This is a genomic window from Sinorhizobium sp. M4_45 (assembly GCF_002885915.1).
Lineage (GTDB): Bacteria > Pseudomonadota > Alphaproteobacteria > Rhizobiales > Rhizobiaceae > Sinorhizobium > Sinorhizobium meliloti_A.
Window position 1 is genome coordinate 1 of the sequence record NZ_NWVE01000017.1, and the last position, 15,064, is coordinate 15,064.

14 protein-coding genes are annotated in these 15,064 nt (G+C 62.5%); 9 read left to right on the forward strand and 5 right to left on the reverse strand.

The window, feature by feature from the left end:
• Both CN933_RS30120 and CN933_RS32175 read left to right on the forward strand, forming a co-directional pair.
• Window positions 1-782, forward strand: a 782-nt coding sequence (locus CN933_RS30120; protein ID WP_102763310.1) for an electron transfer flavoprotein subunit alpha/FixB family protein, incomplete at its 5' end; no start/stop codon positions are given.
• 410 nt (window positions 783-1,192) lie between these two features.
• The gene (locus tag CN933_RS32175; protein WP_102763311.1) at window positions 1,193-1,381 is read left to right on the forward strand and encodes a hypothetical protein; all 189 of its coding nucleotides are present in this window, start codon (window positions 1,193-1,195) and stop codon (window positions 1,379-1,381) included.
• Window positions 1,382-1,474: 93 nt separating this feature from the next.
• On the opposite strand, the gene CN933_RS30135 is transcribed toward CN933_RS32175, so the two are convergent.
• Complete coding sequence (locus CN933_RS30135) at window positions 1,475-1,849, reverse strand: VOC family protein (RefSeq protein WP_102763312.1); 375 nt, start codon at window positions 1,847-1,849, stop codon at window positions 1,475-1,477.
• Between the two features lie 341 nt (window positions 1,850-2,190).
• Between CN933_RS30135 and CN933_RS30140 the strand changes: the two genes are divergently transcribed.
• Together CN933_RS30140 and CN933_RS30145 are read left to right on the forward strand one after the other, a co-directional pair.
• A complete protein-coding gene (locus CN933_RS30140) occupies window positions 2,191-3,012 on the forward strand; it encodes a DUF1206 domain-containing protein (protein ID WP_102763313.1) in 822 nt (273 codons plus the stop codon).
• 404 nt (window positions 3,013-3,416) lie between these two features.
• Window positions 3,417-3,680 carry a hypothetical protein gene (locus CN933_RS30145; protein ID WP_102763314.1) on the forward strand — a complete coding sequence of 88 codons (264 nt, stop codon included), beginning with the start codon at window positions 3,417-3,419 and terminating at the stop codon, window positions 3,678-3,680.
• Window positions 3,681-3,856: 176 nt separating this feature from the next.
• Here the strand turns inward: CN933_RS30145 and CN933_RS30150 are convergent, their stop codons facing one another.
• Window positions 3,857-5,053: a LysR family transcriptional regulator gene (locus tag CN933_RS30150; RefSeq protein WP_245425225.1), complete on the reverse strand. Its 1,197-nt coding sequence runs from the start codon at window positions 5,051-5,053 to the stop codon at window positions 3,857-3,859.
• Here CN933_RS30150 and bla point away from each other — a divergent pair.
• A complete protein-coding gene (gene bla / locus CN933_RS30155; protein WP_245425235.1) occupies window positions 5,030-5,971 on the forward strand; it encodes a class A beta-lactamase in 942 nt (313 codons plus the stop codon). The genes CN933_RS30150 and bla overlap by 24 nt on opposite strands.
• 127 nt (window positions 5,972-6,098) lie before the next feature.
• Complete coding sequence (locus CN933_RS30160; RefSeq protein WP_102763377.1) at window positions 6,099-9,074, forward strand: NAD(P)-dependent oxidoreductase; 2,976 nt, start codon at window positions 6,099-6,101, stop codon at window positions 9,072-9,074.
• Window positions 9,075-9,142: 68 nt separating this feature from the next.
• Here CN933_RS30160 and CN933_RS30165 read toward each other — a convergent pair whose 3' ends face one another.
• The 3 genes from CN933_RS30165 to CN933_RS30175 form a co-directional block, all read right to left on the reverse strand.
• Window positions 9,143-10,369: an MFS transporter gene (locus CN933_RS30165; protein ID WP_102763316.1), complete on the reverse strand. Its 1,227-nt coding sequence runs from the start codon at window positions 10,367-10,369 to the stop codon at window positions 9,143-9,145.
• Between the two features lie 38 nt (window positions 10,370-10,407).
• Window positions 10,408-11,019: a TetR/AcrR family transcriptional regulator gene (locus CN933_RS30170; protein ID WP_102763317.1), complete on the reverse strand. Its 612-nt coding sequence runs from the start codon at window positions 11,017-11,019 to the stop codon at window positions 10,408-10,410.
• Window positions 11,020-11,199: 180 nt separating this feature from the next.
• Window positions 11,200-12,087 (reverse strand): LysR family transcriptional regulator, encoded by an 888-nt coding sequence (locus tag CN933_RS30175; RefSeq protein ID WP_026168736.1) that lies wholly within the window; start codon window positions 12,085-12,087, stop codon window positions 11,200-11,202.
• Between the two features lie 189 nt (window positions 12,088-12,276).
• Between CN933_RS30175 and CN933_RS30180 the strand changes: the two genes are divergently transcribed.
• From CN933_RS30180 to CN933_RS30190, 3 genes are read left to right on the forward strand one after another with little or no spacing between them, the layout of a single operon-like run.
• A complete protein-coding gene (locus CN933_RS30180; RefSeq protein ID WP_180980857.1) occupies window positions 12,277-13,449 on the forward strand; it encodes an NAD(P)/FAD-dependent oxidoreductase in 1,173 nt (390 codons plus the stop codon).
• A complete protein-coding gene (locus CN933_RS30185) occupies window positions 13,446-13,709 on the forward strand; it encodes a 2Fe-2S iron-sulfur cluster-binding protein (RefSeq protein ID WP_100673325.1) in 264 nt (87 codons plus the stop codon). The genes CN933_RS30180 and CN933_RS30185 overlap by 4 nt, the downstream gene beginning before the upstream one ends.
• Window positions 13,696-15,057 carry an FAD-dependent oxidoreductase gene (locus CN933_RS30190; RefSeq protein WP_180980858.1) on the forward strand — a complete coding sequence of 454 codons (1,362 nt, stop codon included), beginning with the start codon at window positions 13,696-13,698 and terminating at the stop codon, window positions 15,055-15,057. The genes CN933_RS30185 and CN933_RS30190 overlap by 14 nt, the downstream gene beginning before the upstream one ends.
• Window positions 15,058-15,064: the final 7 nt, after the last annotated feature.

A 15,064-nucleotide genomic window follows, 5' to 3' on the forward strand; every position in this document is an offset into this window, starting at 1 on the left:
AGCTTTCGGGCGTCGCCAAGGTGCTGGTCGCCGAGGACGCCTCGCTCGCCAACAATCTCGCCGAGCCGCTGGCCGCGCTGATCGTTTCGCTCGCCGGCAATTACGACACCGTCGTTGCCGCCGCCACGTCGGTCGGCAAGAACGTCATGCCACGGGTCGCAGCCCTTCTCGACGTCGCCCAGGTTTCGGAGATCATCGAGGTCGTCGCGCCCGATACCTTCAAACGGCCGATCTATGCCGGCAACGCCATCCAGACGGTGCAGACGAGCGAGCCGAAGAAGGTGATCACCGTGCGCACCGCCTCCTTTGCCGCTGCTCAAGACGGCGGCTCGGCCCCGGTCGAGACGGTTGCCGCCGCGGCTAATCCCGGCCTTTCCGCCCATGTTTCCGATGCGCTGTCGTCCTCCGACAGGCCGGAACTGACCTCGGCGAAGATCATCATCTCCGGCGGCCGGGCGCTCGGCTCCTCGGAGAAGTTCAAGGAAGTCATCCTCCCGGTTGCCGACAAGCTCGGGGCCGCCGTCGGCGCCTCGCGCGCCGCCGTCGATGCCGGCTATGCGCCGAACGACTGGCAGGTCGGCCAGACCGGCAAGGTGGTCGCCCCCGACCTCTACATCGCCTGCGGCATTTCCGGCGCGATCCAGCACCTCGCCGGCATGAAGGACAGCAAGGTGATCGTCGCCATCAACAAGGACGAGGAAGCGCCGATCTTCCAGGTCGCCGACTACGGCCTCGTCGCCGATCTCTTCGACGTCCTGCCGGAACTCGAAAAGGCGATGTGATGGCACTTTGTCGGCAGACCCAGGGTAGCTGACCGCCGACTGGTATCGGCACCCGGAAGTATGAAGTTGACTACTTTGCGCGGAAACACGGCATCGCTGCTGCGGATGCGCGCCGCATCATCAAGCAGCACGGTACGACCGCGACGCCGCCGGCAAAGCGGCCAACCGCCTGAGGGGCTAGAGCAGGTGTGTTGCGACCACCAAGTCAACTTAAGCTGAAAGCCCGCTTCTATCTCTTTTTGCGGGACGGCCCGTGCTCCCCTCGCAGCCTCGGTGGTCAGGCGGATGCTGGGACTGAGCGACTGCCCGAAAGCCAACTGCCGAAAAAACTCCTCAGCACATGTCTTATTTTATTTGTAGCTAAATTAGACTTTGGTAGTGTGACTCGCGTCATGGGATGGAGGATTTCTATGGAGCGCATTCAGCCGCAAGCCGCAGTAGCAGAGGCTGCAACCAAAATGTGGTCAGTGCCGGAGTTTTGCCGACGGCAAAACTTGTGCGAGGACGAAAAACGGCGCTTGACCCGCCTCTTCGGCCGGTTTGCCACGGCTCGCGAGTTGCTTCACAACGCAAAGCGCGCTCCTAAGTGGAGGTATTGAGGTTCAGGGCGAGGGTATAACGGGGCGCACACCGAACGAGAAAGACCCGGCAGCTAGGCGAAGCCCTTCTGCCGATGCCTCTCGATGGCAGGATTAGGCATCAGCTTCGTGGCAAACGACTTCGATGTTGTGCCCGTCCGGACCAATGACGAAAGCTGCATAGTAGTTCGCGTGGTAGTTCGGGCGCAGACCAGGGGCGCCATTGTCTTTGCCGCCCGCCTCGAGAGCCGCGCGATAGAAAGCTTCGACTTGCTGGCGATTCTCGGCTGTGAACGCCAGGTGGAGATGCGCCGGCTTCTCCTCGGTTTGGTACAGGCACAATGAAGCCTTGCCCTTCGGGCTAAGCTCGACACCGTACGTCGGCACACCCTCCGAGACGACAGTCACGCCGAGTGGTTCGAGTGCCTTGAGGAAGAACGCTTTGCTCGCGGCGTAGTCGCTGACGCCGAATTTGACATGGTCAAACATGAGTTCTCCTGAAGTGTGTGGCCTGTCTGACGAAGATGCGCCCGAGCGCACCTCTGCTGCGCGCCTTGCAATGCCTGCTTGCACTGAAGTCTTCGCGGCCGCTTGCGTCTCACATTGATGGCATGTCTCAGACGTTGATGGCAAGGAACAGAGGGTGGGGAGTGCCGCACGGCAACACCCTTGGAATTCCGAGGACAAGCGGCTGTTCGGGCAGGCCCGTGCATCGAAAACATCTTGTAACGGGTGCTGTCTGTGCCGGCCGAGAGCTTGGGTCGAACCGCGACAACCTTCCGGCAGGTCGTGCGTTAGTAGACGAAGTAAATTGGAGCGCGGAGAGCACGATGCCGTCAAGTTTTCGTTTCGGCCTACTTGCGAAAGCAGGCTACACGGCCCGTGGTGTCGTGTTCCTTCTCGTTGCCGGACTCGCTCTTTTCTCCGGAGTGACAGGCGGTCGGCCCGAAATGAAGTCAGCGCTCTTGACGCTGCTCGGACAGCCCTTCGGCCGGGTCTGGGTCGGATTGATCGGGATGGGCCTGCTCGGGTTCGTCGCCTGGAGATTGGCCCAGTCCCTTGCGGATAGTGACGGCCACGGATCCGATCGCAAGGGGCTCACTGTACGCAGTGCACTGTTCGGCAGCGCCGTAGTGTACCTTGGGCTCGCCGGCTACTCCCTCGGACATGCACTATTTCTTGCGGGTGGAAACCAGGAATCTGGCGAGAAAGGGCTGGCGGAATGGATCATGTCGAAGCCGTTCGGCTCGTACCTGGCGATCGCGGTCGGGATCGGTTTCATCGTCGGTGGGCTCGTCACCGCGTACAAAGGCCTCACACGAAAGTTCGAGCGATATCTCCGCATTCCCGACCGGAACCGCGTCCTTACCTCAATCTGCATTTACGGCCTCGTCGCGCGTGGCGCTGTCTTCGTGATTATCGGCATCCTGTTCGCCTATGCCGGATTCCGGGTTGACCCGGAACAGGCTGGCAGCATGAGCGATGCCCTGGAGTGGCTTCGACAACTGCCGTTCGGCTCGATCCTGTACATCGCCGTGGCTGCCGGTATTGCTGCTTTCGGCATCTATAACCTCATTGAAGCGCGGTATCGCTTCGTCCGCGGCCCTGATCTGGCAGCGGTGAAGCAGCCGATCTCGCTGCAGAAAACCTGACCCAACGCAGGTGGTTAAGTCCGAATCGGCCGCCGTCAGGTGACGAGATCCGCCATGGCGTTCACCGGGATATGTGCCGGGTAAGTTTTCGGCAACTGCCGTAAGACTTTTGTCAGGATCCATGGGACTAAGGTCCGATATATACTATTGCCTCTTCCCGTCGATATATGAGGATGACACTGGTTTCTCGGAGAGATTAATGACGCAATGCACCTTTGAAGGTGTCTTCAAGTAGATATCTCGCGACAAACCTGCGCCATCCGAATGTTGTCTCCGAGGCGAACGCGATCACCGATTTCCTTGTCGGAACTGTTGTCGCCGTGTCCTCCTTTTACCTAGCTTTAGGGAACTTAAATCTTCTGTGATGGTTTGCGTTGAAGGAAAGTACGACAAGGAGAAACAACATGGCTGATAGAGGACCAACAGTTGTGAATACCGGAGGCAGCGGTGCTGGTTGGGCCGTCGCAGTGATCGTGGTTCTGCTGATCGTCGGAGCCTTGTTCCTGTTCGGCGGCGACCTGTTCAACGGCGGCGGAGGCGGCGGGAATACCGATGTCGACGTGAACGTGCCGAACGTCGAAGCGCCTCAGGCACCGTCTGGTGGAGAAACATCGGCGCCTTCAGGCGGCACCGCGACGCCAGCTCCCTCGGGCGGCGGACAGCAATAGCTCCTGCAGAATGCAGACGAAGTTCCTGCACAGAAGTGGCGGCGTCGACGGAGGGTGCGGCGCTGCCACTCTTTTCGAGATCTCGTCTTTGAGTGCAACCGCGGAAGACGCTTCGGCCCTCGTTGGGTCTTCAACGAATGCGCAGACTCAGGCGCAAACCCGATGAAACGACAGGCCTATCGAACAGGCCTAAGCGACGGTCGGCCGACTGGGGCGCCGGTCACCGGCAACGCTTTGTCCGGGAAGCTCTCTAGCTCGCCCGCGGCCCGTTGAATGATGTCCCGTATCCACGCGATCGCCGGTTCTTGAGCAGCCGCGATCCCCCAGAGGAGCGAGAGCTCCGATCGTCGCGCTGGTTCAAGGCGAAGCAGTTTTAGATCAGCATGGCTGCGCATCAGCGCGCGAGCGGAACGGTCCGGCAGCGAAGAAACCAGGTCGGTGGCTTCCAGCAGATGGCCAAGTGCGGCATAGCTCGGTAGCGAGACGGCAATATTGCGGTGCTGCCCGCGCCGCGCCAACTCCACATCAAGGTAGTTCTGGGAAATTGGCCACGGAAGCGGATAAACGTGCCGATGGGCTAGAAAAAGCTCGGTCGAAATCCGATCGGCACAATCGTAGAGATCCGAACGCGGGCCGGCGAGGACAACGAGTTCGTCCTCCCATAAGGGGATTCCGTCTACGAGCGCTCCGACAGGCGTGGTTCCACCGATGGAAAGCACGAAGTCGACGCGACCGGTCGCGAGATCTGATTCATAGCTGCGCCGTTCAAACGGCTCCACTGTCAGTGTCCAGTTTGGAGCTTGCTCGTGCAATATGGCTATAACGGCCGGCACCAGCGTAAGCTCCAGTGCCCCGGGTGAAACGATCTTGACATCTCTCACCGACTCGGCCGGATGGAACGCCGTGGTGCATTGGCTCCCTCGCGTCTTTTCGAGCTCGGCGTTCAAAACCGTACTCAGGAGCGAAAGCGAGCGTTCCAGGCTCTGCGCACGAATTGTAGGCAACATCGCCCCGCCACTGCGTACAAAGAGAGGATCCGAGAACATCGTTCTCAGCCGAGCGAGTGCGTGGCTGACTGCAGAGGGAGAGACAAAAAGACGATCGGCGCAGCGGGCAACGCTCCGCTCTTCCAACATGACCGCCAGCACCTTCAAGAGGTTGAGGTCGACCTTGCACCAGTCCATAAAGTGAATCTCATTCAGGTTACGCTGAGATTCTATCATTTGGCTCAGTTTGTATTCTATGGCAACAACTTGCTCGAAGCACATCCTTTCATTGGTGAGAGCATGCCAAGAATCATCTGCATGACCGCTGCGGTCGCAATTCTCATAAACCTCTTTTCTTCTCGAATGTTTGCAGGCGAGATCACCCAAACGGACCGCCTCCGTCTGGAGCTCGAGACACTCGCCGACGCGCATCCCGGCCGCGTCGGCATTTGCGTGCAGGACCAGCCTAAGTCGCCTGTTTGTGTGAACGGCGCTCAACGGTTCTCTCTGCAGAGTGTCATGAAATTGGTCGTCGCTGCAGCCGTCATGCAGGCGGTCGACGAGCAGCGTATCCGGTTGGACGACCAAATCACCATCAGGCGCGAAGACCTGAGCGTGAACATCCAGCCCATCGCCGATATCGTCGCCAGGCATGGCTCCTTTGAGACGAGTGTTCGGGATCTCGTGCGCCGGGCGGTCGTCGCAAGTGACAGTGCGGCTACGGACGTGTTGATCGCCCGCCTGGGTGGGACGAAGGCGATACAGGCTTTCCTCGAAAAGGCGGGACTGACGGGCGTCCGGATCGACCGAACCGAGCGCGAGCTTCAAACTGAAACCGATGGGCTGATGTGGCAGCCAGAGTTCGTCTTTCCGCAGAGGCTGGAGCAGGCGCGCAGGGAAGTTCCCGCGGCACTCCGCCAAACCGCCTTCGAGGCTTACATCAAGGACCCGCGCGACACCGCGACACCCCGCGGCATGGCTGCTTTCCTGTACAGCCTTGCGTCAGGCAGCCTCCTGACTGCGGGCTCGACGGAATTCCTTTTGACGGTCATGAGCCAAACGACCACCTTTCCCGATCGGCTGCGAGCGGGCATCCCTCCAGAATGGGGTATCGGGCACAAGACAGGCACGAGCCAGACCCGTGGGGGCATCAATGGTGTGACCAATGATGTCGGTATTCTGACGGCGCCGGACGGGAGGCGCATTGCCGTGGCCGCGTTCGTTGCAGAGTCTCGCGCCGGTCAGGCCGAACGTGCTGCCGTCATCGCGGCCGCGGCTCGAGCCATCACCGCAGCCTACGAATAACAGTACGGGTACTCGCGAGCACGGGCATGACGCATTCCGCGTGCTGATCGGCGCAGATGAGGTCTTGTTTATGCTCCGTTCGATCCACTATCGCGCATCCTCAGGCCTCGACAATGGATGGCAGATCATGACGAACAGCGCGCAGATGCAGGAACAGCGATTGAAGGCACTCGAACTGACGAGGAATGGCGCGCCGAAGCTGCCGTCCAATCCTTTCTTCGGCGTCGGCCCGATCACTGACGCGACCACCGATGAGGTGGACAGCCGCTTGCGGCGGATCGCCTTCGACGCCTGGATCGAGAAGACCTATCGCAAGTTCGACGACAGCGGCAATGACATCGGCGGCTTCACCACGGCGGAAATCTCCCGCAGCATGCATCGCGGCTATCCGGCCGACAAGATTTTGACCGACATGATGCGGGCGATCCATCGCTATTTCGGTTTTCCGAAGACGAACCGTATGGCAGTGGGTCTCGGCGGCGGCCACAGCGGCTTCACTGTCTGCGTCCAGCACCTGATGAACGCCAACGACGCCTCCCAACGCGTCTATGTCGATACGCCGCGGCCAGAGAGCGATCCTTCGAGAGCCGCGGGCTTCTTCCGCCAGTCCTGGGCGACCCAGCTCGTCGAAATGCAGCGATTCGCCGAGAAGGGCTGCGAGAGCCGAATTCATTTCGCAGCCTCCGAAGGCGTGATTCCGACGGCAGAAGAGCTCTCCGCCCTCGGCGTGTCGATCTTCGTCGGCGTCGGGCACGAGACGACCGGCGCCAATGCCTATACCAGCGGCGAGATCCGCGAACTGTTGAAGTGGATCGACGGTGATCCGGCCAACCGGCATGCGGTTTTCGATGCTACCTCGATGCTCGGCGCCATGCCGTGGGAACCGGAACTGGTCAGCGCCGTGATGGCGAAGTGCTGCCTGTTCATGCCCTTCCAGAAGGCGATCGGCGGGGTCTCGGGTTATTTCGTCGCCTCCTTCACGCCGCAAGCCCTGACGTTGATCGAGAAGAACCAGCAAGACCCTGCCTGGGCTATCCCGCGCCAGCTGAAGATCGCGCCGCCGGTCGACCCGAGGCAGCCATTTTCGGCCAAGCGCTCTGTCGACGCCGGCCCGTTCTATGATGCCGCCGAAGACCGCATGCTCGGCGGCGTCATAAATACCTACAGCGCGCTCGCGTTCGCCGAGACCACCTTCGGTCTCTTGCAGTCCGAGGCGCGCGTCGGCTCCGTTGTCGAGCTCAACCGGCGCTCCGCCGCCAATCGCAAGGTGATCGACGAGTGGGTGGAGACGCATCCGCTCCTGAAGCTGACCGTTGCCGATCCGGAGCGCCGCGGTGCGGCAGTGACGCTCCTGAAGGTGGTCGACGAAGACATCACAGATACAGACATCCATGCCCGCATCATTGCACGTTCGAAGCAGCTGCTCGGCTATGAGGGCATCACCCATCCGAATGGCGAATACGAGCCCGGCCTCGACGCGGCCCGCTATGTCAATGCCTTCCCCGGCACACCCGGGGACTATCGCGCCTGGGTCGGCGGCATCCGCGAGCCAGACGACGTCGTCGCACTGCTGGAGAACCTGCAATACGCCTATCTGCGCGCCAAGATCGTCGTCCTCGAAGAGGAACTGGCGAAGAAGGGCGTCACGTTCGAAGCCCCTGCCAAAGCCGGCGAGGCCGTCCGCAAGGACGATCCCGACCGTGCCTACACCGTGCTGATCGCCGACCTGGTCGGACTGCGCTTCGGTGCCGATGGCCGGCCGGATCACGGCGAGGTGAAGGCATATATCGAGGAAAAGGGCGGCGTGTTCCACCTGGGGCCGATCGGCGACCGGTCTGCCCTGGAGAAGGGCCGCATCCACTTCTTCTACCAGCCGGACCTGAGCACCGAGGCGGAAATTCTGCCGCAGACCGACAAGGGCCAGTACGACGCGCTGATTGCGGCGGCGACCTTCATTCCGAAAGCTTCCGTATTCCCGCTCGGCGGCGTGCGCATCGGCGCCGGCACCGGCAACATGGGCTCGGCCTCCTGGGGCGGCGGCAATGGCGAGGGGGGCCAGGCGCCGCTGATGAACACGCCGGGCATAAACAGCCGCGCGACCGCCCAGATGGCGATGAAGGCGATACTGAAGGTCGTTCCAGACCTGCCGGTCGACAGGCTGCACCGGATGGTCGCAGAGGGCGACTTCGATACCGGCCGTCAGCTCAAGGATTTCCCGACCGCCAAGCTCGAGGGCCGCAGGATCGCCATTCTCGGCTACGGCAATATCGGCCGTGAAGTCGCCAAGCTCGCCAAGGCCTTCGGTATGCATGTCGCGATCTACGCCCGCCACCACCACAAGCACTGGATCGAGACAGAGGGCTTCGAATATGCCGAAAGTGCCGTAGCCGCGGCAACCGGCGCCGACGTGCTCTCCGTCCATATCGGTCTCGGACGCCTGGATCCGGTGACCGGTCTCTATTCCAACGCCGGAACCGTCGATCAGAAGGTGCTCTGCGCGATGAAGGATGGCGCCGTGCTGGTCAACTACGACCGGGGCGAGGTGGTCGATACCGCCGCGCTTGACGAGGCGCTGTCGACAGGCAAGATCGCGCATGCGGCGATCGATGCCGACATCTTCAAGGACGTCGCGACCGGCAAGCTCAGCGGGCCGATGCTTCCTTACCTGGCACTAGAGGAACGCCATAAGGGCCGGCTGGAACTCCTGCCTCACGCGGCAGCCGACACGGATCATCCTTCGCGCGTGACCGGCGCGAAACAGGCGGTAGACCAGATCTTCGATGTCATCCGCTTCAAGTCGGTCACCAATCTCAAGGGGGATCTGCCCGAGGGCTACGTATCGGCCGGCAGCCGCACGCCCGCCGGCATCGGCCGCGTAACGAAGCGGCTGGTCGCCGAGGTCGGTGGCAAGGCGGAACTCCTGGTGGAGCTGCGGCAGACGTCGGAAAGGGTTGCGGCAATCCTGGGCGCGCTCGCTGCCGTTGCCGACCCGGATCACCGCGGCCGGATCATCGATCGCTATACCGGCCTGCTCGTCGAAAGTGTCGATCGTCAGCGGGCGCTGCTCGACCGGCTCGGTCTCTACGGACCGGTGGAGGAGTAGACCGGTCGTCTTCCGGCCACGCCGTTCGCGCTTGACGCGCAGGGCGTGGCCGTAAAATCTGAATTCGATCAGTGCTTCAGGGCTCTTTTCTGATCGATTTTCTCGGTCAGGAAGATGGCGAACGCCGTAGCGGGCAGCGCAAGCCCGATCATGGAGGCGAGCCACCACCCGCCAGAGGCAAATGCCCAGGCGCCCAGGGCAGAGCCGATGGCGCCGCCCGTGAAGAATATGGCCATGAACAGGCCGTTGAGCCGGCTGCGCAACTCCGCGCCGAGTTCGTAGATCGAGCGCTGCCCGGTCACCAAGGTCATGGTCACGCCGAAGTCGAGCAGGATCGCCGCCAGCGTCAGAAGCGTGAGCGCGGTAGTGGACCCTTCGGTAGCGACCTGCGTCATCAGGAAAGCGGCTCCTACACCGACAAGGCCGAATGCCGTCGCCGGCCGGATCAAGCCCTTATCCGCGAGGCGCCCGGCGATGGGGGAAGCAATTGCGCCCGCGACACCGGCCAAGGCAAAAAGCGCAATGCCGTTATGACCAAGCCCGAAGCGCGGGCCGGCAAGATAGAGCGGCGTGACGGTCCAGAAGAGGCTGAACGCAGCGAACTGACAGGCCTGATAGGCGGCGCGGCGCTGCAGGACCGGCTGCGTCGCGAGGAGCTTGCCCATCGACTTGATGAGCTGGCCATAAGTCATCCGGGCCGCCGGTCGGCGGGTCGGCAGCTGCACCCACAGCAGGCTGCCCAGCCCGACCATGACGACGGCCGAAACATAGAAGACGGCATGCCAGGAGCTGAGGCCGGCGATCAGCCCGGAAATCGGCCGCGCCATCATGATCCCGACCATCAGCCCGCTCATGACATTGCCGACGACGCGGCCCCGAGCCGCATCCGGAGCAAGGTTGGCAGCGAAGGGCACGATCATCTGGACTGCAACGGAGCCTAAACCGATGGCAAGCGAAGCTGTGAGGAAAGGCCCGGGTGTGGTCGAGAGACCGGCCGCGATCAGGGCAAGAGTGACCAGTCCGATCATCGTCACGATCAGCCGACGATTTTCCAGGAGATCGCCCAGCGGCACGAGCAGCAGCAATCCGATGCCATAGCCGATCTGGGTCAGGGTAACGATCAGGCCGGTCGCCTCTGCCGGCAGGCCGATGTCGAGTGCGATCGGGCCGGCGAGTGGCTGGGTATAGTAAAGGTTGGCGGCAATCAGGCCGCAGGCGGCGGCCATGAGAAATGTCATGCCGGAAGAAAGCCCGGCCGGATGCTGCGTCTGGGCGATGGATACGGGAGCTGTCATTGAAGAGTTCCTTGGGAGGCAGGAGGCGGACGGTTCAATCAGTCGAGAATGCGCAGGACGGCTTCGGCGGAAGCGAGCATCTGGTTTTCCAGCTCTCCGGTTTTGCCGGCGATGCGGACGCCCTGAAGATAGGAAAACAGCGCAAGCGCGGTCCCCGCAGGATCGACGTTCTGGCGGATTGAACCGTCTTGGTGGCCTTCGCGGATGAAATCTTCGAGCCGGGAGACCAGATGGCGATTGTGTCCGGCCACCTTTTCGGCGATCTCGGCGTCCGACAGAACCAGTTCCACGGCAGCGCCGATGGCCAGGCATCCACGCCTGCCGGTTTCGCCGCAGGCGGAGATGGCATAGAAACCGACGACGCGGGCGATCTTTTCGCGACCGGTGGAGGCTGAGGACAGCGCCTCATCCAGAAGATCGGCGCGGATTTGCTTATAGCGGTCGTAGGCGACGACGAAGACGTCACGCTTGTCACGAAAGGCCTTGTATATGCTGCCGGCGGTCAGTCCCATTTCCGCCTTGAGCTCGGCGATCGAGGTCCCGTGATAGCCCTTCTCGGAAAATATGCGGATCGCCGCATCCAGAGCCTGGTGCATGTCGAATTCGCGCGGCCGCCCGACGGGGCGAGGAGAGATGCTTTCGAAACTCATCTGATCGACCTATTAGGAAACGTTCATTTCCTAATAGGTCGCGGAATCGATTTGGTCAAGCGCATTCTTGAGTTCTCATGACGAGCAGTTGCAGTGCAGGGTGTAGCTTTTAGAAACGTCGCCGATCTCTTCGACGCCCTGCCGGAATTCGAAAAGGCGCTTCGAGGCGAGCATGGCCGATCAGGATCTGCCGGAGAGCTCGAACTGGCAGTGGCTGAAGAAGGCCCGGACGGTCTCGTTGTCCTTCAGGAAGTGCGCTGTCCCGAAATAGATGGGAACAGGTGTGAGGCTCAGCAGCTCCACCCGGGTTATCGTGTCATCGTCCGGTCCGACGGACCAGGTCGGCAAGATGGAAAAGCCGAGGCCTTCGCTGACGTAGCGCCTGATGCTGACGCTTGACGACACCGAGATCAGCGGCTCGACAACCGCACCCTTGCTGCTGAGGAAACCGGTGGCGATGTCCCTTATTATCTGTCCCGGTTCATGCGAAACGAAAGGACGGCCGCAGGCCCATTCGGGAATGCCGCCCTCGGCGGGAGCGGGTCCCCAGGTTCGAGGATAGACGAGCGAAAGGCTGTAACGGCCGATCAACTGCTGGATCACGACGGAGTCGCCAAAATGCCGCTCCGCAATGAATATGTCGAGGCTGCCCTGGCGGACCAGATCGGACAGCGCAGTGTCACGCTCGTACACGACAAGCTCCACGTCAGGGCGGCTTTCATGGAACTTACGGACGACCCGGGGAAAGAGATCATGGAAGATTCCCTGCGGCATGCCGATCCGCAGCACCGGACGCTGGCTCTCCATCAGTCGCGTCAGACGCGTCAGCATGATGTCGAATTCCGGACGGATCAGCTCGTAAAGCGCAAGTCCTCGAGGTGTCAGTCCCACACGCCGTGCCCCGCGCTCGGCGACGACCAGCCGCTCGCCGAGGAGGTGTTCCAGCCGCCGGATATGGTTCGCCACGGATGGATGGCTGAGATTGAGTTCCCTGGCCGCGGCGGAATAGGAGCCGGTCCGTCCGAGCTGGTAGAACGTCTGGACGAGTGAGAGGCTGATGCTGGGCAAGTGGCGGTTCCTGCGGCTCGTGTGCATTCGCGCCGAGGACGTTACGGTGAGCAGGGGCAGGGCCGCAAGGCGCAGAGCCGGCGAGTTGTAAGTTTTTTCATAACTCGTACCCTTGTTCTTTTATCGACGCGGTTTTGCCGGGCGCGCTACGATCTGTCCCGAAACCTCCTTGCAAGGCGTTCGGATCAGGTGCGCGAGCAGCATTTTTCACCACCAGTCATCGTTATCGGAGCGGGCATTGTCGGCGCCTCGACCGCGTCGTTTCTCGCACTCGCGGGTACGCCCGTTCGGCTGCTCGACGCTTCGACGCCGGCCAGCGGGGCGACCGGCGCTGCGGACGGTGCCGTGTCGGTGGCGAGCAAGCGCCCGGGTCCGATGATGACCATGGCCCGGGCCGGAGCGGCGCTTTATCGCGAACTCGCGCAGGAGGGATTGTTCCAGGGCCTGTTCCACAGGCGGCCCACCTTCCTCGTTGCGACGAGCGACGCGGAAGCCGAGGTCCTTTCCGACCACTCGAAAGCTCTCGCCGAGGTCGGTGCGCCGGTGCGTTGGCTCACCAGGGATATGGTTACAGACAGATTGGCCCTGCTCTCCCGAAAAACGGTGGCAGTGCTGGAAGTCGAAGACGAGGGGCACGCGATCGGCTACAGCATAGTCTCGCGTCTGATTTCTGCCGCAGGATTGAAGGTGGAGCGCAATTCCCCCGTTGCGGCGCTGGAATACGACGGACGATCCGGCCGCGTCAGCGGCGTTCGTGTCGGGGACGCGGTGATCGAAGCCTCGGCGGTGGTCGTCGCCGCAGGTGGCGGCGCGGGCAAGCTCATAGGACTTCCCGATGTGTCGCGTCCACGCAGGGGGCAGCAACTGGTGACCGAGCGGGCACCCGCTCTCAATGCCGGCCTGCCGGGTTCGCTTCTCTCCTGCAGCTATCTCCTCAGCAAGAAGCACCAGGGCACGCAGGTGGATGCCCGGGGATACGGCGTCGTCATCGATCCGCTCGATACCGGCCAGTTCCTGATCGGCTCGACACGGGAGGAGGGCCGCACCATCCCTGAAAATGATATCGAAGCGGTGGCTCACCTGGCGGCCTCCGCCGGGGACATAGTGCCCGCGCTAGGGCGCTTGCGCATCCTTCGGTGCTTTGCCGGCATCCGCACTGCCATATGCGACGGCCTGCCAATGGTCGGCAGGATGCCGGGCGTCGACAATCTCTTCGTCGCAGCCGGGTTTGAGGGAGACGGGATCTGTCTTGGGCCGCTGACCGGCCGGATCGTTGCGGATCTTGTTCGGGGGAAGGAGCCGGAAGTCGATGTTTCGCCGTTCGATCCGGGGCGGTTCGCCGGTAGGAGCATCGCGGCATGACCACCGTCGGGATTTTCTTCTGGCGGGGCGCCGAGGTGCCGTTCCGAGCAGGCGAAAGCATTGCAGCCGCCCTTGCCGGTTCGAACATTCATGGATTCGGAAAGGATCCTGCCGGGTCACAAACCCGGTATTTCTGCGGCATCGGTGCCTGTCAGTGTTGCCTCGTCCGCGTGGATGGACGCGCAACCGAGGCCTGCCTCGAACCGGTCTATGACGGTATGGTCGTGATGGCGCTGGAGGATGACGATGCGAGAAGCTGACGTCATGGTCGTCGGCGGCGGACCGGCCGGCGTTTCGGCGGCGATCGAAGCTGCGAAATCGGGGCTCTCGGTGATGCTTTGCGAGCAGAGACCTGCACTCGGCGGCGCCATCCATCGCCAGCCGGCCGAAGGCGCGGCCCCCGTTGCCGTCTTACCGTCGCTTAGGGGCCGCTGGCAGGCCCTGTCTGCGGAGCTTTCCGCCTCGGGCGTGGATGTTCGGACCCGCCGGGCATTCGTCGGCATCGACAGCACAGGCGCCGTGCTGATCGAAGACCGGGCAGCCGGAAAGGTCGAAGTATGCCGGCCGCGCGCCTTGATTTTAGGTTGCGGGGCCGTGGAGCGGGTAAGACCGCGTCCGGGCTGGCATTTGCCTGGCGTCGCTGCAGCAGGCGGTCTCCAGGTGATGCTGAAGGAGGGCCGCGTGCCGGAGGGACGCATCCTGCTTGCGGGAAGCGGCCCGCTGCTGCTCGCTTTGGCCGCACAAATGACGGCAGCCGGCAATCCGCCGGTGGCCGTCATCGAGGAGGGAGATCCTGCTTCGCGGCCCCTGGCTGCTGTCCGTCTGCTGGCTCATCCGTCCATCCTTGCGGACATGGCTGCCTTGATGGTGCCTGTCCTGCTCCGCCGCGTCGTGTGGCGCCGCGGCACGCGTCTGACTGAGATCACCCGATCCGGCGATATGCTCACCGCATGCCTCATCGCGTCAAATGGGCGGGAGGAGCGGATCGAGGTCGACCGCATCGGTCTCCATGACGGGCTGCGCCCGAACGATTTCGGCCTGCCGACCAATGATGCGGCGGCAGGCCTCGTCATCCTTAGGGCCGGAGACGTTCGTGAAGTGCTCGGCGCGCACGCCGCCGAGGCGGATGGAGCCGAAGCGGGCCGCGAAGCTGCGGCCCGGCTGGCAGGGCGCGCGCCGCGCAGTGGCCGGAGCGGGATTCGACGGCTGCGCTCCCTGCAGACCAGCCTCTCCCGCCTTTTCGCGCCCGTCCAAGATGCGCCGATCCTGGGCGATTGTCCGGACGAAACGGTGATCTGTCGTTGCGAGAACCGGACAATCGGCCATCTGAAGGCGCAAATGTCAGGGCCGGACGCTGTTTCGGCACGAGAATTGCGGCTCAACGGACGGTTCGGCATGGGTGCCTGCCAGGGACGCTTCTGCACAGAATGGACGCTTTCACTGATGTCCGAACTGCGCCCCGCAGCCGCTCCGGCAGGCATTGCCGAAATGGGCGCTTGCCGTTGGCCGTTGCGGCCCGTACCCCTGTCGTCGCTCGCAAAGGCCGGCATGAACGGCGACACCGGGATCCGGGAAAGGAAATTGCCGGCTGAAGCCATTGAAACCTGAAACAAAA